Origin of the sequence: Paenibacillus sp. FSL L8-0708 (assembly GCF_038009325.1) — a bacterium.
Lineage (GTDB): Bacteria > Bacillota > Bacilli > Paenibacillales > Paenibacillaceae > Paenibacillus_AQ > Paenibacillus_AQ odorifer.
In genome coordinates this window covers 2,131,889-2,158,165 of record NZ_JBBPBC010000001.1, presented here as the reverse complement: position 1 = coordinate 2,158,165, position 26,277 = coordinate 2,131,889, and the positions used below count along the sequence as shown (strand labels likewise).

Genomic DNA, 26,277 nt, shown 5'->3' with positions numbered 1-26,277 from the left:
CCCTTCAGTGGGAGCTCGGCTTTCTCTCTCCACGCCTGTCAGTTGTGCCGGGGCTCACCGAGTCGTATCTGCCTTATGTCTAAGCGTCTACCTATTCCGCCACCACATCTAAGAAAACAAAAAGAACAGTCGGCCCGTGTATGCTGTCCTTTGGCTAACCGCCTCAGCTGACAGATGTTTGTGTCGGGTACTGTTCTCTTTGTTTTTCTATGCTATAAGAATAACATATCAGAAACCTAATGACTGATAGATATCCTTTATTATTATTTTAATTTATCTTTAGTTAATCTTGGCGCACTCATATCGATGGGTTCGTTTGAAAAATACTGCGCCCGCAGCTTCTTCTTCTGGATGACCCGTTTTCTGCGCCGCCAGTATGAGAAGGTAGAGATTGTTTTTCTCGCCCACCATACGGAGGCTAAGGAAGTCAGTGAGCATGATTTCTTCACCCGTGGCGAAAGCGGGGGAACGATTTGTTCCTCGGCATATCAGCGGGCGATTGAAATTATCGATAGCCGCTACCCGCCTGCGCAGTACAATATTTATCCATTTCACTTCTCCGATGGTGATAATCTCACCTCCGACAACGAACGTTGCGTGAAGCTGATCGGAGAACTGCTGAAACGAAGCAATATGTTCGGTTACGGTGAGGTGAACCAATACAATCGTAGCAGTACCTTGATGTCAGCTTATCGCCACCTGAAACACGAACAATTCATGCATTACGTCATTAAAGACAAAAAAGAAGTGTATCAGGCGCTGAAGACCTTCTTTAGTCCAAAGGGTACGGTTAATTCTTAATCCCCCACTCCAAAACGCGGGTATCCCAAAAGCCAAAAATGGCTGATGGGACATCCGCGTTTTTGGCGTTGCTCCTTCTTGAACAAAACAACAAACTTCGTAAATTGCGTCATCTAAGTTCGCAAGTATCAGGGGAGGGACAAAGTGCGTCATCTGGGTCCGTAAGATCGAGGGATGGGCGAATAGCGCCCTCTGGGTCCGTAAGTATCGGGGATGCGCCAGAATAGTATGTAGGGCAACTGGGGGATTCTGGGGGATCGGCGCTTTCGGACACAGATGACCTTATACGTAGCTATAGCGCATATTCGGCTTGCTATCGGAACCCATAGCCGCTATAGGCATGAAAAAAACCAAAAACGAGCCTCATTCTGAGCAATAGCTGCACTGGAGTCCGATAATATGCTCCAAAGGCGATAAATTTGCAAATAGGGTCATCTGGGTCCGAAAGTATCGGGGGATGGGCGAATAGCGTCATCCGGTTCCATAAGTATCGTGGAATGGGCGAATAGCGTCATCCGGTTCCATAAGTATCGTGGATGGACGAATAGCGTCATCTGGGTCCATAAGTATCGTGGAATGGACGAATAGCGTCATCTGGATCCGTAAGATCAGGGAATGGACGAATAACGTCATCTGGATCCGTAAGATCAGGGAATGCGCTGGAAATCCAATTAGGGCAACTGAGGGATTACTGGGGGATCGGCGCTTTCGGACACAGATGACCTTATAAGTAGCTTTAGCGCACATTTGGATTGCTATCGGACCCCATAGCTACTATTAGCACGAAAAATACCAAAAACGAGCCTCATTCTGAGCAATAGCTGCACTGGAGTCCGATAATACGCTCCAAAGGTGATAAATTGCTAAATAGCGTCATCTGGGTCCGCAAGTATCGGGGATGGGCAAATTGCTCATCTGAGTCCGCAAGATCAGGGAATGCGTCAGTATAGTATGTAGGGCAACTGTGTGGGATTACTGTAGCCCTCGGCGCTACGGTATAGATAAAAAAATAAGCCAGTGAAATTAAACTAACTTTCTTTTTTCAGTTACATAATAACTCCTACTATAAACCTAATTTCACAATTTGGATCGGTACCGATAAACTTGTACTCCCCACCCATGTCAGCTTGTTTTCGTAAGCTATGACTGCTGTTTTGTTTTTCCCCTCTTAGACTTCCATCCTAAAAAAACCTCCAATCCCAAACTCTGGAATGTGGAGGTTATTTATAGTTAAAAAGCTTTCAATGCTACACCTTATTGAACCTTCTCTCTATCCTTGCCTTTATCAGACTCACCAGCATTTTTGTTCGCTGCTTCCCGGTCCTGCATCATCTCATCCACCGTCTTCACCTTCAGGCGAGCAGCGCCCTCGTTGTTAGCGTTCGTTGGGATAAGCTCTCCTGAAGCCAAACGTTCCTTGGCCTTAGCAATAGCTTCGCTGTATTGAGGCAGCCACTGTTCCCCTGCGACGAGCATCTCATCGACCATCTGCCAGATTTCTTTTGGGTTACATACGGCACCAACGAGTGGGTCCATCATAAATGCCTGACGTAACAGCTTATCATCGCCGTGTACAGCTGCTTCAACCGCCAGACGTTGCACTGAAATGCTCACGTTACATACGGCGGCAGGACCCAGCGGCAATTCACCTACCAATGGCATGGAGATCCCGTTCCGGTCTACATATCCCGGTGCTTCGATGATGGCATCATCTGGCAGATTAGAGATTACACCATTGTTCACTGTATTAAAGTGCCCCCGGTACACTCGTCCCGTTTCCAATCCTTCTATAATATAAGAGCCGTGCTCTTCCCCGCGATTCTCCTTCGTATACTCCAATGCCGGGTCTTTCATCCAGTTTGGAAAATCGGTCTCGAACCAATTCCGGCCTTCCGTGCAGACACGCAGATAACCGCCTGTTTCTCCGTTAATCCAGCTCCCCAGATCGATCCAATCCATAATTTCATCACTGCGTTTACGGTACCATGGCACGTACTCACTTAAGTGTCCATTGGATTCTGTACTATAGTAGCCAAAGCGACGAAGCATATCGATGCGCACTTTTTCCGTACGGCTGAATTCCGGATGTTTCTCAAAAGCCTCTAAAAGACCTTCGGTCAGATCCTTCCCCTCATGACTTGCTGAAATATACCAGGTCTGGTGATTGATGCCCGCACAGATAATATCAACTTCGGATTTCTTAAGACCATACACATCCGCAATTTGTTGGTGCCCATGCTGTACACCATGACATAGACCGATGGTCCGAACACCACCATATTTATTGCAGGCCCAGGTCAGCATAGCCATCGGATTCGAATAGTTAAGCAAAAGCACATCCGGTGCTGCCATCTCCCTAATATCACGGCAAATATTCAGCATCTCCGCAATTCCGCGTTGCCCGTACATGATGCCACCCGCACACAGAGTATCTCCCACACACTGATCGACTCCGTATTTTAAGGGAATGTCCACATCCGTAGCAAAGGCTTCAAGCCCACCCATCCGAATAGTACAAAATACGTACTTGGCATCCTTCAGTGCTTCTCTGCGATCCGTTGTCGCCTGAATTTGTATATTTAAACCATTCTCCTTAATATCACGCTGGCATAGCTCCGTGACCATCTCCAGATTGTGGCTGTTAATATCCATAAATGAGACTTCGATATTTTTAAATTCCGGTACAGTTAGTAAGTCCCGCAACAATCCACGGGTAAATCCAATGCTGCCTGCCCCTATAAAAGACACTTTAAATGACATGGTTATCATCCTCCGGTAATGAATTGGTTGTTCCTGTCCATTGTAGCAAGGGACCTAAGGAAAACGTAACCAATATCATGACCTCTTTTGAAAGAAGGTGTCAAAAATCCTAACCTATCTACTGAAAATCATGCTCTTCATAACTCCAGGCGTGACGCTCAATGGAATTGCGGAATTCTACAGGCGTGCAATCGGCGAATTTTTTAAAAAGAAGGTGAAAATATTGCCTGCTGCTAATTCCTACGTAATCTGCAATTTCAGCAATCGGGATGTCGCTCTGCCCAAGCAGCATCTTCGCTTTCTCCATTCGCAGCATATTCAAGTAATCGCTGAGCGTCCGACCCGTATGGCTCTTAAAAATTCGATGCAAATATCCGGGATGCAGATTAACTGCGGCAGCGATGTCCTTAACCTGAATGTTCTGGTCATAGTTCTGATGCAGGAATTCAATGCTCCGGCGCACATAAAGCTGCGAGGGCTGTTGGCTGGTATGAAGCTGCTCTTGCCGAAGTCTGGATAACCGCAACAGAAGCTCACAAAATAATAAATCAACCATACTTCCACCCTTTCCGCCGCTCTGATCAAGCTCTAACACAAGTCCCTTTAGAACATGATAGATTTCCTCCGGATCAGGCATTACTAAACTGGAAAAAGGAAGCTGCAGCATTTCTGTGAGCGCCGTTTCTTCACGGGCTAGCTTGCCGACAGAGGGTGCAACCCCTCTATATTCCATGAACCCAAATTCCACATTTAGCATCCGACAAGGTGCCCCCTCTTCAACAATCAGCCTATGCGGAACATTCGCGTCTAAAATGATCAATTCTCCCCGCTTCAGCCGAACTCTCTCTTCTCCTCCTGAGCTTGGACGGACATCTACGATACAACTTCCTGAGATCAAATACATGATTTCCGTTGAATTATGCTGATGGTAAGACATATTGTAGTTATTCCACTGTTTATAATAGTAAGCAAAAAAATGAGGACTATAATCTCCCTCGATTAAAACCTGCTGAAAAAGACTCCCGCTGGGGCTCAGATTTAAGTTCGTCAATGGATCACTACTTTCTTCATTTATTACTTAATACAAGTGTATCTCTTTAGCCACTTCGAAGACAAGATAACGTCCGATAGCAATCAATCAACAAAAACGAGCAACTCTCCATTATATTGGAAAATTGCCCGTCTCTATTAGAATAATATTGTCATACTTGAAAAGAAACCAAAGAGTGCTTAAGATCGGCGGCCAAGCCCTCCAGCTTTTCCGATAGGGCAACCAATTCCTCACTAACCGTGAATTGCTGAGATGACATAGAAGCTACCTCCTCCGTCGAAGCAGTGGTTTGCTGGACGATGGAGCTTACGCTGGCCATGGATTCACCGAGTTGACGCTGGAACTCAATCAGTTCGAGGACAGAAGCAGAAGATTCACTAATATGTCTCATGAAATGTTCCATTTCCTCTTTGACACTCGCGAATATCGTTGACGACTCTCTTACAGAAGAGATTTGTTCACGGAACTTAGGAGCGGCTTCATTGATATCCTTAACGGTGTTCTCGATATGTAGACCAATCTCTTCCGTGATCTTGGAGACCGATTGAATCGATTCATTCGACTGGTTAGCGAGCTGCCTGATTTCATCAGCAATCACTATGAACCCTCTACCTGCCGCACCTGCTCTAACTGCTTCTATGGTAGCATTTAGTGCCAAAATATTGGTCTGCTTATTCACAGCAATCATAGGGCTGAGTATACTGCGAATTAAATGAGTGCTTTCTCTGAGCTTAGTAGAATTATCTTGAATTCGATTGATCATCTCTACCGTAGACTCACTCTGCTCTACCAGCAGTTTCATCAGCTCTGTACCTTGATTGCTAACCTCAATGACCCGTTCTGCTGAATGGTCCATCACTGTATTTATTTCCGTCACTTCACTCATTTTGTTGCCGATAATCTCAACATTGTGATAACTGCGTTCGGCTTCAACAGCGAGGCTGGCTGACCCCGCTGCAATCTCACCGGTAGCGGTCGCAACCTCTCTGGCATGGAGGGAGATTGTACTTGATGCTTGTACTAATTGTTCCGAAGTAAGGAGGACCTCATCTGCCGAATTCCCGCTCTGTCTTGCAAGTAAGGAGATCTGCTCCATCATTTTGTTGAAGCTTTGACCCAAGCGGCCAATCTCATCTTTGCCCTTGAAATTGGTTCGTACCTGTAGGTTCCCACGCTCTCCTTCCTCCATCAAGATTGCCAGCTTACCCAGCGGGCGCCCTACCAATCGAACAAGAATATAACCAATTAGTAGTGCTATTAAGGCTGCCGCCAGCACCACAGAAAATGTGATATATAAAAGCTTGTCCGCAGACTTAGTAAAATCACTGACAGGAGCATACCCCATAAGCATCCACTTGGCAGTCGCCAGGGGCTGGTATACAACAAGCTGAGAACTTCTGTTCTCATCCTCCGCTGTAAATGAATGATTTTGCTCTTTCCCTTGTTCTTCTGAAACTTTTATGTAAGAGGGTTGACCCAGCTTGGCATGATCCGCACCATACACAATGCTGCCATCCGCACTCAAGATACGAATTTCACCGGTCATCCCAATCTGAAGGTTAGACAGCATTTCAGTCATGGCCTTCCCTTTCACTTCGATTAGCATGTAATACTCCGCTTCGGGATGTAAAAGATTACGTAGCAATCTCCCCATAGTTAAGGAGGGCTCAGTATAAGCATCAAAAAAGCCTTTCTCACGAACGGGAAACCAGACTGGCTCTCCTTTAGCTGCGGCAATTTGCTCTAATCTTGCGGAAATGCCTTCATCACTACGAATCCCACTTATGCCAGCAGACTTATAAGATTCTGAGTCTACCAAGCTCTTGGATACCAGCCTGACGCCATACATCCGCTCATCAGACCCTTTTACCAAGTCCAGCTTTCTGCGAATCCGATCTTCAGCACCGGCTTTGGCCACAGTTGTAAGCTCGCCACTATTTATTTTTTCTAAATCACCCTTTAACACAGAGTCGAGTGCAAACTGCCTTGATAGTGCCTCATACTCTGCCAGCACAAAATCCAGCTTGTCCGCTGCCTGAACTACAGATTGTGTGGAGGCTGCAGCAACCTCATTCGTAATGATATTTTTAGCGGCAAAATAGGAAGTCAATCCTAGCACGGAGGATAAGAGAACTATAGAACTAAATAAAATAACGAACAGTTTAACTCCAACAGATTTAAAATATAGAGTCCAGGACTTTTTCATTAAGTTCACTCCCCATGACGAAATAAGGGTACAGCCCTCCATTTCTGTATAAAGGCTGTACCCTGATCATTTATTAGCATGAAGCGAGCGAATGGGTTTACCCCTTACTAGCTCCTGCTGTCAAGCCATCTACTAGCAGACGTTGCAAGAATACAAACAAAATCATAATTGGAATGGAGATCAAAACCGCACCCGCAGAGAACAAGGTAAAGTTAGTGTTTTGATTGGTGTTAACCATATCCCACATCCCCACTGCAACTGTCCAGTTCTCCTTAGTCCGCAGAATGAGTCTCGCAAAAATGAAGTCCACCCATGGTCCAACAAACTGAGTCAGCGCCATATATGTGATCATAGGACGTGACAAAGGTAAGATGATTCGCATAAATATTCCGAAATTGCTCGCCCCGTCAATACGAGCGGCCTCATCCAAGGAACGAGGAATCGTATCGAGGAAACCTTTGGCGATAAAGGTCCCTCCCAGCGGCGCCCCGGCCGCATAAACAATAATTAACGCAATATGTGTATCCAGCAAATTAAACTCTTTAAGCAGCATATAAATAGCGATCATACTCATAAAACCAGGGAACATACCAAGAATCAATACGGTGGATAACGCTGTTTTACGCGCTTTAAACCTGAATCTGGATACGGCATAACTGGTTAACAAAGTAAGAACTACCCCGATAAGCATCGAGAACACAGCTATTTTCAAGGTATTGGCATACCAAGTCCCAAACATATAGCTGGGTGATGTGAACAATTCTCTGTAATGTGATAAAGTGAATTGCTCGGGAATAAACGTTTTGCTGTACAATGATTTACCAGGTCGGAAAGAAGCTAAAAGAATCCAAAGGGCAGGATAGAGTGCAGCTATCGACAAAGCAATCAAGATAATATAACTACCTGCTAAGCGAATAAAGTTCGCGACTTTTCTGCTCATTGGATCATATCCTCCTCTTTAAATGACTTCGTCCGGCGGTAATTGTACAGGGAGAATGAAGCGACAATGATAAAGATAATAATCCCTATTGCCGAAGCCATGTTGTTTTTATTCTGATCTAGCGTTAATTTGTATAACCAGGTTACTAGCAAGTCCGTAGAACCGGCATATTGATAGTCACCATTTACCGGACTACCACCAGTTAATAGGAAGATCGCGTTAAAGTTGTTGATGTTACCTGCAAACTGCGTAATCAAGGTTGGTGCTGTAGAGAACAAAACCATCGGCAACGTTACGATACGGAACTTCTGATAACCCGATGCTCCATCCACCTCAGCAGCTTCATACATATCCCGTGGGATAGTAGTCAGAACGCCCATGATAAGCAGCATAGAAACAGGAATACCTACCCACATATTAACGATAATTACGGTAACCTTAGCCCAGAATGGGTCAGTCAGCCACGGTAAACCATCCAATCCAAAATACCCCATGTATTGATTGATAGGCCCGAATTGACCGTTAAATAAGTTGCGCATGAGCAGAAGCGAGATTAACTGTGGCACCGCGTAAGGCACAATCAGAATTACTCTCCACATTCCTTTGAAGCGAATGCCCTTCTGACTCACCAGCAAAGCGACCAACAGTCCTCCGAAGTATGTAGTAATGGTTGAAAGAACTGCCCATATAATTGTCCATGTTAATACACCATAAAAAGTGTGGCTCCATGTCTTAAGGACCAATAAATTACGAAAGGTCTGAAATCCAACCCAGTCCACCAATTTGGCGGGTGGAAGATGATCAGGTGCGGAATAGTTCGTAAAGGCCAACAGGATCATGAAGATAATTGGCATAATCGTAAAGAATAGAACACCAATGCCCGGCAAGACTAGAAACGCTTGAGCAAACTTGTAATCCAGGATATAACGAACACTTTGTTTAAAAGTGTTTGCCTGAAGACCGTTATCACGTTTTTCTCCAATCTTGTAAGCATCTCTGATATTCAAATACCACGCGATAATCAATAGAATAAGAATAAGGATGGTGATCAAGCTTTGGATCATGATATAAATCGAGTGATCACCGGTAACCATCTTGGCGATCCCCTTCACTTTAACCAGACGACTCGGATTCTCTCCTAGTGTTACGATGCCCCATAAAGAGTTGGCAAGGTTCTCAATAAAATAAAAAACGGCTACAGCTTCTACGGCTAAATATAATATTCCTTTAACGAATTGGCGGTTATATATTTGTCCCAATCCCATAAAAATCGTCGACAGTATTGCGGCCCTCGTGCGATGTCGTTGCATTTCGCTTCCGTTCTCCTCTCCGAGTGAAAATAAGAAGCTGCCAGCCGCTAAACATGCGGCGGGCAGCTTGATTCACTGTATGCTGTTAAGACAGTGAATTATGATCCTTATTGGGATGCACTGTTATTCAAATCTTTGATTTGTTGTACAGCTTTGTCCATTGCTGCTTTTGGATCCCCATTTTTATCCCAAATTTCTGGAAGGGCAGCATTCACTGGGCTCCATACGTTACCCATTTCAGGAATAGAAGGCATCGGTTGGGAGTTCTTAGCTTGTTCTGCAAAAACAGAGACATATGGATCGCTAGAGATCTGTGGATCAAGAAGCGCCTCGTTGTTTGTAGGAACCGAACCAATCGTTTTGTTCAGTAACAGCTGAGCGTCTTTGCTTGAAGCAAAATTCGCATACAATTTAGCAGCATTCGGATATTGAGTAAACGAGTTAACTGCGAAAATTTTAATACCAGAGAATGTAATTGCTGTTTTGCCATTCACTGTAGGGATTGGAGCAATACCAAGGTTGTCACCAAGAGCTTCTTTGTATCCTCCAAGCTCCCATGGACCTGTGATATCCATAGCTACATCACCAGAGTTGAACAAGCTGCGTTTGATATCACTGTTGATATCACCACTCTTAATTGGCAATGCTTCCTTCAGTTTCACAAATTCTTTAAGTCCTGCAATTGCGCCATCGTTAGCAAGACCGATATCATCTTTATCCGTACCATCCTTACCGAAGAGGTATCCGCCATCGGAAGCGATAAACATGTAGTTGAAGTACAAGTTTCCTACTTCCCACATAATCCCATATCTATTTTTCGATTTATCCGTGAATGTTTTACTGAATGCAAGAACATCATCAAATGATTTAGGTGCTTCTTTAACAAGCGATTTATTGTAGAACAATGCATAAGTTTCTGCTGCTCTTGGGTAACCATACAATTCGCCTTCGTACGAAGATCCGATAATCGAAGCTTCAGTATTGTTAGCTTTTGTTTCTTCACCGAAGACATCGTTAGGAAGAACCAAGCTCGCGCTTGCCGCTTTACCTAAGTTATCGTGAGGGATAAGAATAACGTCTGCCGCTAATCCTGAAGGACCATCTTGAGTAAGTTTAGTGACTTGATCTGGTGGTGCCAATTCTTCAACCTTGACTGGAACGTTATATTTTGCTGTGAACTGTTTAGCAATCTCATCTGCAAAAGGTCTTTCTTCTTTACTTTCCCATACCACTAGAGTTGCGCCATCTTCAGGTACAATTTCATCTGTTGCTGCTGCATCTGTGCTCTCTGGCGCTGCAGTCTCTGTAGTAGCATTATTAGTAGCTTTTGCTGCGTTGTTGCCCCCGTTATTCGTACTGTTGTTGTTGGAACCGCATGCTGTAACGGACAGAGCCATTGAGAAAGCTGCGGTGATAACCATCATTTTTTTCAATTTCATTACTTTAACCCCTCCCAATTTTTAAAAACGTAAGATGGAAAATAGTAGTGCTGCAATCTGCGCAAACGATTTCAGAAAGGCTAAAAAAAAAGTTCTTCTTTTAGCTTGCTCCTTCTGTATCTGCATTTCACAGGTAAGAAAGCGCTTCATTCATGAGTACATCATACAACAGTAACGATTGTTTTTAAAAACGTTTGCATATACTGTATTGGGTCATTTTCCATTATTTGATATACATTATAGGCATATATCTCCATTTTTCACATGATATCTTTTAATTAGTCGATAATTCATGTGTTTATTATTGGAATATCTATTTTATTTGCCCCTAATATGCCACATTTTCTCTATTTCAAGAGATTTCTCATAAATTGCCCTTCACAATGCTCGTTTACTTTAGTGAAATTTAGTGCAATGGTTTGAACAAGAGTATTGAAAGCCCTTTTATTCCATGCTATAATCCAAAACGTTAAGAGGCTGTCCAGCATGAAGCACAACATCCCTTGTCTGCCTCCTGTTCTATATAATTAAAAGGCAATGTTACTTATCAAAGGTACAACCTCGGGCAAGCTACTTCGCGGTGGTTGTGCCTCTTTGTTATGTGCTACTCTGCTACTGATTTAGTGCATGTTGCATAAAAAACTGTGCAACCAATAACAATAGCGACATTCTACATTCCACGCGCTCTGTGGAGTATCGTCCGGGAATAGTTTATGTTTTCGAGGAAGTAACGCTAACAAAACTTAGCCTATGCTTTCGATGTGGTTTTGCCGAAGTATCCGAGGAAGTAACGCTAACAAAACTTTAGGAGGATTTATCATGTTACTGGAAGCAGTGTATCATCGTCCGCGGTTAAATTGGTCTTATGCCTATAATGAAAGTACGATTCACCTGCGTCTACGCGCTAAAAAAGGGGATTTAACCGAAGTGTTCGCCTTTGCTGGAGATAAATATGCTTGGGATACCACAAAAGAGCTAATTCCCATGACCCTCTTCACCTCCGATGCTATGTTTGACTATTGGGAATGTGCTTCAGTACCTCTCTACCGCCGCTTGAAATACGGCTTCTTACTTCAAAAAGATAACGAACGAATTTGGATGACCGAAAGTGACTTTCAAACGGTGCGGCCGGAAAACCCAAACAAGCTGTTCGAATTCCCCTTCATTAACCGCGTTGATGTATTTGCTCCGCCTGCCTGGGTAAAGGACGCTATTTTTTATCAGATCTTCCCAGAACGCTTTGCAAATGGTGACCCGAGCCTTGATCCGGAAAATGTTCAGCCATGGGGCTCCGAACCAACACCAACCAATTTTTTTGGCGGCGACCTGCAAGGGGTTATTGATCATTTAGATCATCTTAACGAGCTTGGGATCACTGCTATTTATTTCACACCTATCTTTGATGCAACTACTAATCATAAATACGATACAGAAGACTATATGAAAGTCGATCCGCATTTTGGAGATATTGAGACTTTAAAAAAGCTCGTCGATAGCTGCCATAAACGTGGGATTCGTGTCCTGCTAGATGCCGTATTCAATCATTCTGGCAAAACCTTTGCTCCTTTTGTAGATGTTCAAGAAAAAGGAGAGGCTTCCGCCTTTAAAGATTGGTTCCATATTCGCAAGTTTCCGCTTCAGATTGAAAACGGTGTCCCTACTTATGACACCTTTGCTTTTGAACCGCTAATGCCAAAGCTAAACACAGAACACCCTGAAGTTAAACAATACTTACTGAAAGTCGCAGAATACTGGATCAAAGAAGTCGGGATCGATGGCTGGCGTCTGGACGTTGCCAATGAAGTGGATCATGATTTCTGGCGGGAATTCCGCAAGGTGGTTAAACGTGCTAATCCTGAGGCCTACATATTGGGGGAAATCTGGCATGAATCTGCACCTTGGCTAGAAGGCGATAAATTTGATGCCGTTATGAACTATCCTTTCACTGACGCCGTCCTTGACTTTTTTGTGCATGGCACTCTTGATGCTGAAGGATTCGCCAATTCCATTGGTAAACAGTTATCACGCTACCCGCTGCAGGCTAGTGAAGTTGCTTTTAATCTGCTGGACAGCCACGATACTCCACGACTGCTTACGCTGGCTGCTGGAGACAAAAACAAGATGCGATTAGCGGCACTGTTCCAATTCACCTTTATGGGCACTCCCTGCATCTATTACGGTGACGAGATCGGCATGGACGGTGAAGGTGACCCTGGTTGCCGCAAATGCATGGAGTGGAACCCTGAAAAGCAGGATCGAGAGCTCTTCGAGTTCTATCGTCAGCTTATTAAAATACGCAATGACCACCCTGCTCTCCGCACAGGTACATTTACCTTCCTTGAGGCAGGACAACAAGGCAGCAAGCTAGCCTATGAGCGCCGGCTGGATCTGCAGACGATTGTGGTACTAATCAACAGTGAAGAGACCGCTCAGACCTTCCGTATTGACGTAGACGAGCGGGATTGGGAGAACTTGTTTACAGGCGAAACAATGCGCACAGAACGCAGCAAGCTGATCGTGAAAATGCCAGCCTATGGATTCGCTATCCTAAAGGCAATCATCTAAAAGATTTCTTTTCTTCCCACTGCCCAGCCATACAGCATAACAAAACAGGGTATCTCGCAAGCGATAATCGCTTCGGGATACCCTGTTTTCTTTTGGAGCATACTAAAATGCTAACCGCTGCTCAAACTAAGGGGTGCCAGAATTCAGCACACCTTAGTTTAGCCTACTTGCTCAGCAGCGTATAAATAACCTGTGCGCTTTCTGCGCGGGTCATCCATGCTTTTGGAGCGAATCGATTGTTCTCTCGGCCTTGCAGGAGTCCTAAGTCTGCTGCAGTCTTCACATAGGCTTCCGCCCACTTGCTAATACTTGAAGCGTCAGTAAATGCCGTAGAGGCTGCTACAGGTTCAAGCTTCTTACCAGACTTCACTTCAAGTGCGCGGATCGCCATAACAGCCATTTCCTCACGGGTAATTGATGCATTCGGCGCAAAAATATTATTACTCCGTCCACTAACAATACCCAGCTTAGTAGCTGTGGCTACATATGAGGCATACCATGCATCTGACCTGATGTCAGTAAACAGGACCTGCCCTTCCGCTTTTAAGCCAAGTGCACGTACTAGTAGTGCTGTAAATTCCGCACGGCTAACATTACTTTTCGGATCAAACTCAGAGGTAGTGACCCCTGACACAATTTGTTTGGCGGCAAGTGATTGAATCGCCTTAAATGCCCAATAGGTTGCAGGAACATCTTTGAACGACTTATCGATTTCAAGCACAGCATACTTACTGAAATGTGTGACTTGTGCCGTGATCACATCTCCATTCAGCTGTCCTCCCACGTACTCTAACCCGCCATTATCACTTAAATAATAGATTCCGATTAAGTCCTTGTTGAATTGCCCTTTAATCTTGAATGAGATCGTAATCGGCTCATCGAACTGCTTAATTACAATCCGAGTACCGTCTTTCATCAGCACGCTAAGTCTGAATTCAAATACATCGGAAAGAGAGCTAATATGAGCACTGTCTTTGTTTAAACCGTCTACTATGGCTTTCGCAGCAGACTGCGCCAGTGGGTTCAGTTCAAGCAAGATTTGGGCACCTCCCCCATCAATACCTGAAGCTAAACTTGGCATTGTACTTAAAAGCTGGCTAGGGATAGTAACTAACAGATCTCCCATTTCAAACACAAGATCATTAGTTCCTAGTATTTGTGCAGCTTGTAAAGGTAAGCGTACCGCTGTCTTACCGGCAGCAACATCAATTTGCACCTTGCCGTCTTTACCATTCTTCAAGCTATCCTCATTCACAACCTGAGTATCCGCTGGCGGCGTAGGGCTAGGGTTAACAACAACTCCAGAGGTTGGTGCCGCTGTGGCTTCTGGCGTTGGTGTCACCTCAGGCGACGGTGTTACTTCTGGTGTCGGCGTTGGCGTCGATGTTGGTGTTGGTGTTGGCGTCGACGTTGGTGTCGGCGTTGGCGTTGGCGTCGATGTTGGTGTCGGCGTTGGCGTCGATGTTGGCGTCGACGTTGGCGTCGATGTTGGCGTCGATGTTGGTATCGGCGTCGGCGTTGGTGTCGGTATAACATCCGATACTTCCGCCAAAATAACCGTGCCTCCATCATCTCTGCCTGGCAGATCAATATTTACCTTTTGATCTTCGGAAACCATGTATGTTTTACCGCTGTATTCATCGGTTACCGATGAATTGGCAGCAAACGGTACTGGAATCATTACAGAACTCTCACTAGTTTTAGTATTGATTACCGTCACTACGTTCTCATCTTCATAAGATTTGTTGAAAGCTAAATAACCTGAATCATCTGAACCTGCGAGCTTCGTGCGCGCACCTTTGGAATACACTTTGGAGTACTTCGCACGGATATTCAACAGCTTTTGATAATGGTCATGTAGTGGCTTCTCTGCCGTCAATTGATCCCAAGGCATATCCTTACGGTTCTCACTGAATTGACCTTCAGACATATTTCCAGCATTGCTTCCGGAATTCCCCAGTTCTTCTCCGTAGTATATTACCGGCTGTCCTTTGGCGGTAATTTGCAGAGCTGCAGCAATCTTCAGCTTGCCTTTATCGCCTCCCACGTAATCAGACAAGAAACCATTCTCATCGTGACTGCTCAGGAATTGAGCCATCATCTTCGTATTATCGATCTTTAATTCACGTTCCTGCAGATAAGCATCCACACTGTTTACCTTACCATTTGCAAAATCTCTGGCTGCATCTTTAAATCCAAAATCAAGCAGACCATCCATCTGGCTAGTTTCGAGCATTCCACCATTGTTATCAATGGTTCCACCGAAGTATTCGCCGGTCATTTTGAAGTTTGGATCAATCGCTGTCAGTGCATTTTTAAAGGCTTTCCAAGTCGTATCGTCCACGTGCTTGACTGTATCCACACGGAAATAATCAATCGTGTCTCCACGTTCCGTACGTGCGTTGTCTAACCAGCCTGCTTGCCAAGCGATAATTTTTTCACGAACGGCTGGATCTTCCGTCTTGAAATCTGGCAGGAAAGCAAGCTCACCCTTAATTGGATCTGTATCTGCGGATACACCATCCGTGCGCAGCATCCCTTCGAAACGTGCTTTATCCTCAGCTGTAATTGTCGGATAGGTATCCTCAGCTTTCAGACCGTAACCCGTATGATTGAGTACAACGTCAACCATGATCTTGATCCCTTTGTCATGCGCCTTTTCGATCAGCTCCTTGAAGGTTGCCATATCGCCAAGATGCTCGTCGAGCTTGGTAAAATCTTTTGCCCAATACCCATGGTATCCATATTGTTCGCTGCCAAAGTCAACGCCTTTGTTAAAATCAATATTATCTACGATTGGCGTGATCCATAACGTGTTAATTCCTAGCTCTTGCAAATAATCGAGATTGTCGATCATCCCCCGGAAATCTCCACCATGATAAGCTTCCAGATGATCTTTATTTACATTCTCATTATTCGTTGGGTCACCGTCTTTAAACCGGTCTGTAAGCGCGAAATAAATCCGGGCCTCATCCCAATCAAAATCCAGCTTATCCCCTGTATAGGTTCTTGCTTTTACCTCAAGTGTAGCCTTTTCCTTATGTGCATTGCCGTATTGGTCTACGAGCGTAATCGGAATATCCTTGATGCCCGCTGACACCGTGTCTTTCACAGCAACCGTTTGTTTCAAGAGTTCCGTATCCAGCTTAACTTTGCTAGGTCCTCCAAGATTGGTTAAATCCATATATGCTTCAGAGTAAGTTACTTCTTCCGAAGAGGAAGCGTTGATGCTTACAACAGCATTCTGATTGGATGTGACTGCCTTTGGACTTACGGATGCCGTAATCGTAACGACAGGTTGATGATAATCAATAACAGATTCATCATTCACCGTATTCTTTGGATCTGTAATTTCGGTAGTGACGCCATCTTTAGTAATCAAGAAAGTATATTTATACATACCTTCTTTTAAATCAGCCAGTGTATAAGTGAACCACTCGTTAGCCGGATCATAGATCATTGGATACGAAGTGCCGTTCACTTTTACTTTAGCAGCTGTTATTGCGTCCATATTTCCATTACGGAACAAAGCGTCGTCGCGGTATCTGAAAGTAATCGTTCCATCTTTTAAAATAGGGCCGCTAATACTTGGTTTGATATCAAGCTCTTTAACCATACTGGTTACATATACCTTAGTGAACGGTTCACCAGGGGTCAACGGTATGACACGATCGTCCGGGTAGTCTTGTTTTCCCGTGTTCCAATCCGTACCTTTGCGCAGGACAAATCCAACGCTTGTTGCATTCTCCGCAACCTCAATCAGAACGCTCGCTGTGCCATTCTTAAAGGTTGTGAAATCAATCTGGTCATTTTTAGCTCCGGTGTTCCAAACCCAGATATTCCAATCCTTATAGTCCTTATCGCTACGGGTATAAGTGAATTGAACATAACGTTTGTCAGTAACTTTAACGGTGATGGTTGTGGAAACACCCTCATAAGAGATAGTAAGGGTTGCCGTTCCTAGCCCAACCGCTTTGACTAGACCTTTATCAGTTACTGTAGCCACTTCAGGTTTATTGGAAAGGTAAGTAGCCTTCTTAGTAACATTACTTCTGCTATTGTCATCATATTTCGCAAAAACAGCGGTTTGATGCGTATTTCCTGCTGCCAGCGTGTAGCTTGCACTATCTGTTTCCAAAGAGGTCAGCGTAACTGGTGCAGCTTCCTTTTGAATAATCACAGCCGTCAAAGGCTCTAATGTAATTGAATTTGCTGTCAAAATAAAACCTGTCTGCTGCGCAGCCGGTATCGCTGTAACACCAGCTTCATCGTTGTCCACAAGCACTTGACCACCCGTCAAATCCTCAGATAAGGTCAGCTTTCTAGTTGTGCTGTCACCATTCATGAAGACATAATAGATGCCAGTACCATCTGTTGCTTTGTTGGAATAACCGATGACAAGATCGTTATCCTTCATTTCTGGAGCAGGGATCAGGTTAATGTTAGAGTCAACCAAATCCTTATCGCCCAATCGGAAGGCATCCGTTGATTTTCTTAGCTCCATCAGACCCGACGTATATTTTCTTGTCGTGTTCTGTACTGGGAACTTAGATTCATCCGTTGCTTTGGTCCAATCAAACATGTTAACTGCATCCGATGAATCGTAAGAATCATGAATGAAATAGCCAAACGATTGGTTGTTATTGTCGAACATCTCTGTGAATTTATCTTCAGGATCCGTTGTGCCCTTCCACTGCTTAGTCCGCCCATATTCCTGACCGGCATGGATGAAGGCTGTACCTTGAGAAGTTAATACGAGCATATTTCCTAATCTGATCCGCTGCTGAATTTCAAGCTCATTCTCAGCAATATCCGGATCCTTCTTGATCGATTGTGCTATGACATCATGAAGTGTCAGATTATCATGAGCTTCGATATATGGGACGATATCACCCGGATCATCTGCTGGTGTATTCGAAGGTTGAGCTTTGATATTGTCCAGGATTGTAGCGATCGGACGTGCTCCACCGGTAATAAATCTAGGCTGACCTTCGGAACCATAACCAGACTTCAATTCATTACGGAATTCATCGGAGAAAACACCGACACTATCCGTTTTGTCCATCCAATCCTGATCTGCACCTTGCCCAGCGAGAGAAGGATCAGCCGCAGCGCCGCCGAATGTTCTCCAGCCTTCACCAATAAAGAGTGCCTTCGGATTCACTGCTGCCGCGGCATCATAAGCATGCTGAACAGCATCAGCTGTCGCATCGCCCATCATATCCCAGCGCATTCCATCGATCTTATACTCTTCAAACCAGTATTTTACCGAATCAACCATCAGCTTCTCAGCCATTTTATGGTTGGTGGCTAAATTGTTGCCGAACCCCCCGATAAAGTTGCCGTTTGCATCTTGGAAGGCATAATAATTAGGTACGATGTCGTTTAAAAATTCTTTTTTAGCCATGTGAGTATACACTACGTCCAGAACGACACCCATTCCAGCTTCATGCACGGCATCAATCAAACCTTTTAATTCTTTAATCCGCTCTTCTGGATCGGCAGGATTCTGTGAATAAGCCCCGTCCGGAGAGAAATAGCTGTGAGGATCATACCCCCAGTTGTATTCATTGTTTTTTGCGGAATACTCTGGCTCTCTAGTCCCCATCTTCGTCTCATCCCCGTAATACCAAGCCATCACAGGAAGCAACTGAACATGCGTTACACCAAGAGATTTAATATAATCAAGTTTCTTTTCAAAAGCGCTATAAGAACCCCATCTTTCCCCACTCAGACTATCCTCGATCGATACATCTGATGTAAAATCTCTCACGTGGACTTCGTAGATGATGGCGTCCTCACGTTTTTCGTAGCCTTTTATATCAGCATACCCAAAGGTATCAGGGTTCGTCTGGCTTAAATCAACGATAGCCGCTTTGCCCACTGTATCCCCGCCGGCACCAGCAGCACCTGTGGTATCCACAGTGAATACCGCCATTGATTTAGCATAAGGATCAAGGACCTTATGGGTTACACCGTCATTCGTTACTTCGTATTGATAAAAGAAGCCCCTTACATCTGTTGCCGTTGTGCCTGTCAAATCAGCTGGCTTCAGCTGGACTGACCAAACCCCTTGCTCGCCGAGTGTTAAAGCAACACTACCCACTTGCACGTTAGAGTCATTCTTATCGTAAAGATTTACAACGACTCCGCTTGCTTTAGGTGCCCATAATTTCAATGTGGCTGTTTTGTCAGCATTATACGTAGCTCCAAGATCGTCTCCTGTATAATTGTACATTTCATCAAGCATTCTCCAGCCACTTGCGGCGGAGACTGTTTTACCTGAATAGGTAACGCTAAGCGGAACTTTTTCCAAATCAAAAGCTTCTGTATCCACTTCGATTGAAGTTTTGCTTGTAAGGGTTACAGCAGAAATCGGGACTGCAGCACCCTCTTTATCCTTAACTGTAATTGCTGACTTTAAGGCTGCTGGATCCAAACCGTCAGTCAGTGTGAAGCCGAGAAGGATTTTGCTCGTCGACAACACCTCTGCGGATACTAAGCCAATTGGTGTCTCTCCAAACGGAGAAACATAAACATTGTTGTCTCCTTCTTTAACCCATAGCTGATTGTATCGATCCAGCAGGCTAAAGGTTTTATTGTCACCGTCCTTATCACCGTTCGAAGGTTTCATCACAATAAAGCCAATTTTCTTCGCGTTCTCAATAAGCGGAACATCAACATATGCACCATAACGATCTGTTTGATCTGCCACAAAAGGAGTGGCACCAGACGGCCAATTTTCGGATGGGGCTACGACGTCATCCCACAGCCACAGTCCGTATTGATCATGATTTGTATCAGCTCTGGTATAGTGAATTCGCACTGTATTAGGAGCAAGTGCAACTGGTTCATACGGTGTTACATCATTTGACCCTTGCTTGATCCAAATTTCATTCGTCTCAGGCGTGTTAATGGCAAAGAGTTTATCGCCTTCATCCTTAGCCTGAGTGACTCGGTTTACCACAAGGAACGAAATTTTCTTGGCCCCATCCTTCACTGGCACGTCAACATAAGCACCATAAGAATCGATTTGCCCTTCAGGAAATGAAGTTGCACCTGTTGGCCAATTTGCCGAAGGGGATTGAACATCATCCCATGTCCATAATCCCTGATTCTCATAGTCACCAGCTGTCCGATTGTAGTGAATACGGATGTGTCCAGCCGGAACAGGGGTAACCTCAACAGGTTCAGAAGGAATTTTATATTCAGCTGTCACACTGCCATCCAGTGGATTAAATTTAAAGGTAACCGGCAGATCGGAAGGAAGACTCAGATTATTAGCAGTTTCGGGATACAATTGATCCCCGGCTTCACCGTCTCCTGGAACAGAAACTTGGTAGGTGTAATCTCCCTTAGGAAGGGTAGCCACCGTACTGTAAACATCATCAAAATCAGGATCAGATAATGTGGTAAGTGCTTCTGCCGGCAGGTTTCCTGTCAATCTTGGTAATTTAGCGGAAGCAATCGGTGTGTAATACGTGGAATCGGCTATTTTATGAGTTAAGTCATTATAATAAAAGGTCACGGCAGTCTCTGTTTCTAGCTTGATATGGATATTCTCCCCATCATTGCTCCCCTGAGGATTGGTGTAACTTGTGAATCCATAATTCTCATCCCATAAATCATTTAGAGTAACCTTGTAGTTATATTCTCCTGCTGGCAGAGTGCCTGTAAAAGAATATAGGCCATTATCTGAATAGGTCATTTGGGTAACTACCGATGTCTCATCCCAATCCTTACCCGGCGTTTCCGCATCTGTCGATGTAAATTTAGACTGCAGATCCCCGACCAACACAACCTTCGTCGTTGCTGCTGTAACATTAACAGGATGTAGTCCAAGACCAGAGAACACGAGAGCAATGATCATAAAGATCGCAAATGCCCTCTTCCCCCATAAACTTATTTTCATTTTTGCAAAACCTCCCATAATTATGAATTCCTTTTTGCAAGCGGATACATGATTTTACAAACCCCACCAATTTATGAGATTATAAATCATGCGAATTCCTTCTGAAGGTGAAGAAGGTCTATATGTAGGGCTCGTCAAGCCAATTCAACGCTGTCACCATCCTTCTATCAAAGTAAAAGCTTGATACATCATGTCGAAATTAGTGCAATCGTTTGCAAAAAGCTATGCACAAACACTAGTCCATAAAACCCGATCGTTAGTGCAACTGATTACAACCTAAAAATACCCAATGAAAACGCTTGCTGTATTTTGATTTACATACTAATGCCGAATTTACGGTATTGTCAACCAGTATTTTCTAAAATAAAAGCTCAATTTAAAGCCGCAATAAAAACGAAACTTGTTCTTCCCTTCCTTTCAGCTAAGTTCTTGCATCCTTTAAGCCATACGTTTGCATTCAGCGAATGCTCTTTTCACAAAATTCAGACCGCATTTATACATATTAAGATCAAAATTCCCGAATCATTCATACTTTTTTGGTGAAAAGCAACAATATTGCATTGAAATTTCTTGTGTTCCTTCCAAAAGTAGCAATTTCCTCCTTTTGAATGACTTTATCTATTTACAATTTAGAACTCTTAGATTAATATTACTGTGTAAAGCAAACGGTTCCATAAGGAGGTTTCAATGACAGTTACCATTAAGGATGTGGCCAAGAAAGCGGGAGTATCTCCCTCCACGGTATCCCGGGTATTGTCCAACCATCCCAGAATCAGCCTGGAAACTTCCCGCAAAGTTAAAGCTATTATGGAGGATATGGGCTATACCCCTAACATGATGGCTAAGAGCTTGGTGTCGAAAACTACTAACAGCATCTGCTTCAGTCTTCCTAAACCTGCTGAAGAGCTGTTCTCTAATCTATTTTTTATGGAATTAATTCGCGGGATCGTTACACAAGCCAGCCGTTCCGGTTATGATGTGCTGATAAGCTCCGGAGCGAACGAGAAAGAAGAACTGGAAGCCGTTTCACGACTTCTGAAGGGTCGCCGTGTTGACGGCGTTATTCTGCTTTACTCTCGTACGGATGATGCCGTTATTGATTTTCTAGAGAGCAACGATTATCCATTCGTGCTTGTTGGCCGGAGTGATAAATATGAGAATATTTTATCAGTCGATAATGATAATGTGATGGCAGCATACGATGCTACGAACCACCTCATTTCCATGGGGCATAAACGTATTGGCTTCGTAAGTGGACCACCTAATCTAATCGTTTCTCGTGACCGTCTCGCCGGATATCGTAAAGCATTGCAGAATAGCGGTTTAGAAATGCGGGATGAATGGATTGTAGAGGGTGAATTTCTACAGGATAGCGGCTATAGAGCGATGTCCTTTTTCATGAATTTGCCGAATCGACCCACTGCGCTGGTAGCGGTGGATGACATGGTATCGTTCGGAATTTTGCGCGGGTTGAATGAACTGAAATACAAGGTTCCAGACGATCTCGCCATTGTAAGCTTTAACAATATTCCATTATCTGAATTATCTAGTCCTCCGATCAGCAGTATTGATATAGGAATTTATCATCTTGGCTACACCGCATCACAAGTACTTATCCAAAATATCAAGAGTCCGGATAACGGTTCAGGTCATACCAACCGATTTGTCATTCCCCATCGTCTGATCGTGAGAGAGTCATCCATGCACGCTCAGGCAAAGCATAAAACCGAATGAATAAGTGAAGCGTTTAATCGCTTCATTTATTTTTTGAAAATCTGTACAAACGTTTGCGCTAAATCATACAATACTTAATGATCCAGTTCTTTATGGGTGATTTCTAGGATCTTAGGTTAGGATAAACTTACACATCTTAATCAAAGTTTAAACGGTTTAATAAGATTCTAATACGGCATCCGCTGGATCACGACGCTGTCAAAACTTTTAGGAGGTACTACAATGTCGGAAATTAAAGCCTGCTTGTTCGACTTGGACGGAGTAATCGTCGATACAGCCAAATACCATTATATCGCTTGGAAAGAGCTTGCAGATGGACTGGGGTTTCTTTTCACAGAACAAGATAACGAACGCCTTAAGGGAGTCAGCAGAACGGCTTCACTAAATATTTTGCTGGAAATCGGTGGACTAACGATTGCTGAAGAAGAGAAAGCTAAGCTTGCGGAACAGAAAAATAATCGTTATGTCGAATATATTGCGAAAATGGACAGTTCTGAGATTCTGCCAGGTGCGCTTGATTTCCTAAAAGAGTGCCGTACGAATGGCATTAAAGTCGCTCTCGGTTCTGCCAGTAAAAACGCTATGACGATCTTGAATAATACCGGATTAACCCCTTACTTTGATGCAATCATCGATGGAACTCATACTAGTGCTGCTAAACCAGATCCGGAAGTGTTCCTGTTAGGAGCCAAAGCACTGGATGCCGCACCTGAACATTGTGTAGTCTTCGAAGATGCGGAAGCGGGAATTGAGGCTGCTACCCGGGCCGGTATGTTCAGTATTGGCATTGGTTCGCCGGAAACCCTCAGTGCAGCGAATATTGTGGTTCCATCGCTCGCTCATATGAGTGTGTCCATGCTCAAAGAATCTTTTGCATAAATATAGTGAACATAATGAACTCAAATAGTACTGATTTGAGTTGTTATGGACATTCCTACCAGAGATTAAATGAACTAATAATTAATCGTTAACTTTCTGGTGATGAAGTGACGGAGAGGAATTTTGAAACTGTAGAAGCATAGCGTTCGCCTTTATAATCAGATTTCATCTGCAAAATGTGGTTTAAATATAGAAATCTGATTATAACAGCGATCGAAAGTCCAAAGATTCATCGCAGTCACTTTTATATCACCGGAAGTTTAACAAAAGATTTGTTCATTTTATATATCCCCCTAACATATTTAAAGGAGCGGTTATCGTGAAACAATATTTAACAATTGATGAATGGTCCATTATTGAGGAATCCTTTGATCCACAGACGCAAGAAATTTCTGAAAGCGTATTTAGTCTTGGTAACGGATTTATGGGTGGCCGGGCCAATTTCGAAGAGCAATATAGCGGCAACAGCCTGCAAGGCAGCTACATGGCGGGCGTCTACTACCCTGACAAAACACGTGTCGGCTGGTGGAAAAACGGCTATCCTGAATATTTTGCCAAAGTACTTAACAGCACGAACTGGATCGGTATCAACATTGATATCGAGGGTACCCCCCTTGATCTGGCAAAGTGCACCGTTTCCGAATTCCGCCGTGTACTTAATATGAAAGAAGGAACGCTCTCCCGTAGCTTCACTGCCACTCTCGAAGATGGTAAGGAAGTTAAAGTAGAAAGTATCCGGTTCGTAAGCATGACTCGTCAAGAAATCGGCGCGATTCGCTATTCCATCATTCCTGTTAATTTCTCAGGCAAGATTACGATTACTCCTTATCTTGATGGTGATGTGAAGAACAAGGATTCCAACTATGACGAGAAATTCTGGAATGAAGTTGAGAAACAAGCGGGACCTGATCATGGACATCTCACTCTTAAGACTAAGAAACTCGACTTCCATGTCACCTCTGCTATGGCTTTTGATATCCTTGTCAATGGTGAGAAGGTAACTGCCGAAGCAGAAGCGATCGAACAAGAGAAATATGTAGCCTGCAAACTGGACGTAACCGCACAAGCGGGCAATCAAATCGTCATTTATAAATATGTAGCCAATGTTACTTCTCGGAATCACGGTCTGGGACAATTGGTCGACGCCGCCCAAACTGCTCTGCAAGCTGCTAAGGAAGCCGGATTTGTAACTCTTTTGACCGAACAAATTGAAGCTTGGAGAGAAAAATGGAAAGAAAGCGACATCATCATTGAAGGTGACGTTTCGGCTCAGCAAGCGATTCGCTTTAATATTTTCCAACTCAATCAAACCTATAATGGTGAAGATGACCGCCTGAACATTGGCCCGAAAGGTTTTACCGGTGAAAAATACGGCGGCAGCACTTACTGGGATACAGAGGCGTATTGCGTTCCCTTCTATCTCAGTACGGCGGACTCCTCCATTGCCCGCAATTTGTTGATCTACCGTTACAAGCACTTAGAGAAAGCTAAAGAAAATGCCCGTAAGCTTGGATTCAAAAAAGGTGCGCTATACCCAATGGTTACGATGAACGGTGAAGAATGCCACAACGAGTGGGAAATTACATTTGAAGAAATTCACCGGAATGGTGCCATTGCCTACGCCATTTACAACTATGTGAACTACACCGGAGACAAAGCTTATCTGGGACAATATGGCCTTGAGGTTCTCGTGGAAATCTCCCGCTTCTGGGAAGAACGTGTTCACTATGCATCACGCAAAGACAAATACGTAATGCTCGGCGTAACGGGCCCGAATGAATATGAGAATAACGTTAATAATAACTGGTATACGAACCGTATGGCTTCGTGGACTATGGAATATACCATGGAAGCACTGGCATACTTGCAAGAAAATGAGCCTACTCGTTATGCTGAGCTAGTTGACAAACTAGGGCTGCAAGAGAGCGAAACTACAAAATGGAAAGACATCATTGCTAAGATGTATTATCCTGCGGATGAAGAGCTGGGTATCTTCTTACAACAAGATGGCTTCCTGGACAAAGAGATCATTCAAGTCAAAGATCTGGAACGTGAGCATCTGCCACTTAACCAAAAATGGTCATGGGACCGTATCCTGCGTTCTTGCTTCATTAAACAAGCAGACGTTCTGCAGGGATTATATTTCCTGGGTGACCGTTACGATCTCGATACCAAAAAACGTAACTTCGACTTTTATGAACCGATCACTGTTCATGAGTCCTCCCTTTCCCCTTGTATCCACTCCATTCTAGCCAGTGAGCTGGGATATAAGGATAAGGCCTATGAAATGTACTTGCGTACTTCAAGACTGGATCTTGATAACTATAACAATGATACAGAAGACGGCTTGCACAGCACTAGCATGGCTGGTACTTGGATGTCAATCGTACATGGTTTCGGCGGACTCCGCGTGCATGACGGCAGACTGACACTAAGCCCATCTAACCCAGGTCACTGGACCGCTTACTCTTTTAAAATCATGTTCCGCGGCTCCCGTCTGAAAGTAAGCGTTACGGATGCACAAGTTACTGTTACGAATGAAACTGATATCCCTGCTTCTATTACTATCTACGACAAAGAATATACCGTAAACGGACTAAGCAGCATCACTGCTGATAGCAATTCCGTCAAAGTATAAAACTTACACCCAAGAGACCCTTGAAGCTTAATGCTTTTGGGG

12 protein-coding genes and 1 pseudogene are annotated in these 26,277 nt (G+C 44.1%); 5 read left to right on the top strand and 8 right to left on the bottom strand.

Annotation, left to right across the window (positions count from 1 at the left end; translation table 11 throughout):
• Positions 1 to 303: 303 nt before the first annotated feature.
• Positions 304 to 801 (top strand): annotated as a pseudogene (locus NYE58_RS09720) (DUF444 family protein); the annotation flags it as partial.
• Positions 802 to 1,272: 471 nt separating this feature from the next.
• On the opposite strand, the gene NYE58_RS09715 reads toward NYE58_RS09720, so the two are convergent.
• From NYE58_RS09715 to NYE58_RS09685, 7 genes are all read right to left on the bottom strand, one after another.
• Complete coding sequence (locus NYE58_RS09715) at positions 1,273 to 1,395, bottom strand: hypothetical protein (RefSeq protein ID WP_341001618.1); 123 nt, start codon at positions 1,393 to 1,395, stop codon at positions 1,273 to 1,275.
• A 660-nt stretch (positions 1,396 to 2,055) separates the two neighbouring features.
• Positions 2,056 to 3,561, bottom strand: a complete 1,506-nt coding sequence (locus NYE58_RS09710) for an alpha-glucosidase/alpha-galactosidase (RefSeq protein ID WP_076126474.1) — start codon at positions 3,559 to 3,561, stop codon at positions 2,056 to 2,058.
• A 118-nt stretch (positions 3,562 to 3,679) separates the two neighbouring features.
• Positions 3,680 to 4,612 (bottom strand): AraC family transcriptional regulator, encoded by a 933-nt coding sequence (locus NYE58_RS09705; RefSeq protein WP_341001617.1) that lies wholly within the window; start codon positions 4,610 to 4,612, stop codon positions 3,680 to 3,682.
• Positions 4,613 to 4,763: 151 nt separating this feature from the next.
• Positions 4,764 to 6,818, bottom strand: coding sequence for a methyl-accepting chemotaxis protein (locus NYE58_RS09700; protein WP_341001615.1), 2,055 nt, complete (start codon positions 6,816 to 6,818; stop codon positions 4,764 to 4,766).
• Between the two features lie 97 nt (positions 6,819 to 6,915).
• Complete coding sequence (locus tag NYE58_RS09695; protein ID WP_076126471.1) at positions 6,916 to 7,758, bottom strand: sugar ABC transporter permease; 843 nt, start codon at positions 7,756 to 7,758, stop codon at positions 6,916 to 6,918.
• Positions 7,755 to 9,068 carry a sugar ABC transporter permease gene (locus NYE58_RS09690; protein ID WP_036684375.1) on the bottom strand — a complete coding sequence of 438 codons (1,314 nt, stop codon included), beginning with the start codon at positions 9,066 to 9,068 and terminating at the stop codon, positions 7,755 to 7,757. Before NYE58_RS09690 ends, NYE58_RS09695 begins: the two co-directional genes overlap by 4 nt.
• A gap of 107 nt (positions 9,069 to 9,175) precedes the next feature.
• Positions 9,176 to 10,507 (bottom strand): sugar ABC transporter substrate-binding protein, encoded by a 1,332-nt coding sequence (locus tag NYE58_RS09685; protein WP_076126469.1) that lies wholly within the window; start codon positions 10,505 to 10,507, stop codon positions 9,176 to 9,178.
• Between the two features lie 819 nt (positions 10,508 to 11,326).
• Between NYE58_RS09685 and NYE58_RS09680 the strand changes: the two genes are divergently transcribed.
• Positions 11,327 to 13,072 carry an alpha-glycosidase gene (locus NYE58_RS09680; RefSeq protein ID WP_341001614.1) on the top strand — a complete coding sequence of 582 codons (1,746 nt, stop codon included), beginning with the start codon at positions 11,327 to 11,329 and terminating at the stop codon, positions 13,070 to 13,072.
• Between the two features lie 163 nt (positions 13,073 to 13,235).
• Here NYE58_RS09680 and NYE58_RS09675 read toward each other — a convergent pair whose 3' ends face one another.
• Positions 13,236 to 20,984: a pullulanase gene (locus NYE58_RS09675; protein ID WP_341001613.1), complete on the bottom strand. Its 7,749-nt coding sequence runs from the start codon at positions 20,982 to 20,984 to the stop codon at positions 13,236 to 13,238.
• A 687-nt stretch (positions 20,985 to 21,671) separates the two neighbouring features.
• On the opposite strand from NYE58_RS09675, the gene NYE58_RS09670 reads away from it, so the two are divergent.
• From NYE58_RS09670 to NYE58_RS09660, 3 genes are all read left to right on the top strand, one after another.
• A complete protein-coding gene (locus tag NYE58_RS09670; RefSeq protein ID WP_076218409.1) occupies positions 21,672 to 22,718 on the top strand; it encodes a LacI family DNA-binding transcriptional regulator in 1,047 nt (348 codons plus the stop codon).
• A 222-nt stretch (positions 22,719 to 22,940) separates the two neighbouring features.
• Entirely contained in the window at positions 22,941 to 23,597 is a 657-nt protein-coding gene (gene pgmB, locus NYE58_RS09665; RefSeq protein WP_076218408.1) for a beta-phosphoglucomutase, read from the top strand.
• 319 nt (positions 23,598 to 23,916) lie between these two features.
• Positions 23,917 to 26,235 carry a glycoside hydrolase family 65 protein gene (locus tag NYE58_RS09660; protein WP_341001612.1) on the top strand — a complete coding sequence of 773 codons (2,319 nt, stop codon included), beginning with the start codon at positions 23,917 to 23,919 and terminating at the stop codon, positions 26,233 to 26,235.
• Positions 26,236 to 26,277: the final 42 nt, after the last annotated feature.

What these genes read in the sequence shown, in the direction of transcription:
- NYE58_RS09715 (WP_341001618.1), bottom strand. Translation starts at nt 1,395, where the DNA reads ATGACGCTATTCGTCCATTCCACGATACTTATGGACCCAGATGACGCT.
- NYE58_RS09710 (WP_076126474.1), bottom strand. Translation starts at nt 3,561, where the DNA reads ATGTCATTTAAAGTGTCTTTTATAGGGGCAGGCAGCATTGGATTTACC.
- NYE58_RS09700 (WP_341001615.1), bottom strand. Translation starts at nt 6,818, where the DNA reads ATGAAAAAGTCCTGGACTCTATATTTTAAATCTGTTGGAGTTAAACTG.
- NYE58_RS09695 (WP_076126471.1), bottom strand. Translation starts at nt 7,758, where the DNA reads ATGAGCAGAAAAGTCGCGAACTTTATTCGCTTAGCAGGTAGTTATATT.
- NYE58_RS09690 (WP_036684375.1), bottom strand. Translation starts at nt 9,068, where the DNA reads ATGCAACGACATCGCACGAGGGCCGCAATACTGTCGACGATTTTTATG.
- NYE58_RS09685 (WP_076126469.1), bottom strand. Translation starts at nt 10,507, where the DNA reads ATGAAATTGAAAAAAATGATGGTTATCACCGCAGCTTTCTCAATGGCT.
- NYE58_RS09680 (WP_341001614.1), top strand. Translation starts at nt 11,327, where the DNA reads ATGTTACTGGAAGCAGTGTATCATCGTCCGCGGTTAAATTGGTCTTAT.
- NYE58_RS09675 (WP_341001613.1), bottom strand. Translation starts at nt 20,984, where the DNA reads ATGAAAATAAGTTTATGGGGGAAGAGGGCATTTGCGATCTTTATGATC.
- NYE58_RS09670 (WP_076218409.1), top strand. Translation starts at nt 21,672, where the DNA reads ATGACAGTTACCATTAAGGATGTGGCCAAGAAAGCGGGAGTATCTCCC.
- pgmB (WP_076218408.1), top strand. Translation starts at nt 22,941, where the DNA reads ATGTCGGAAATTAAAGCCTGCTTGTTCGACTTGGACGGAGTAATCGTC.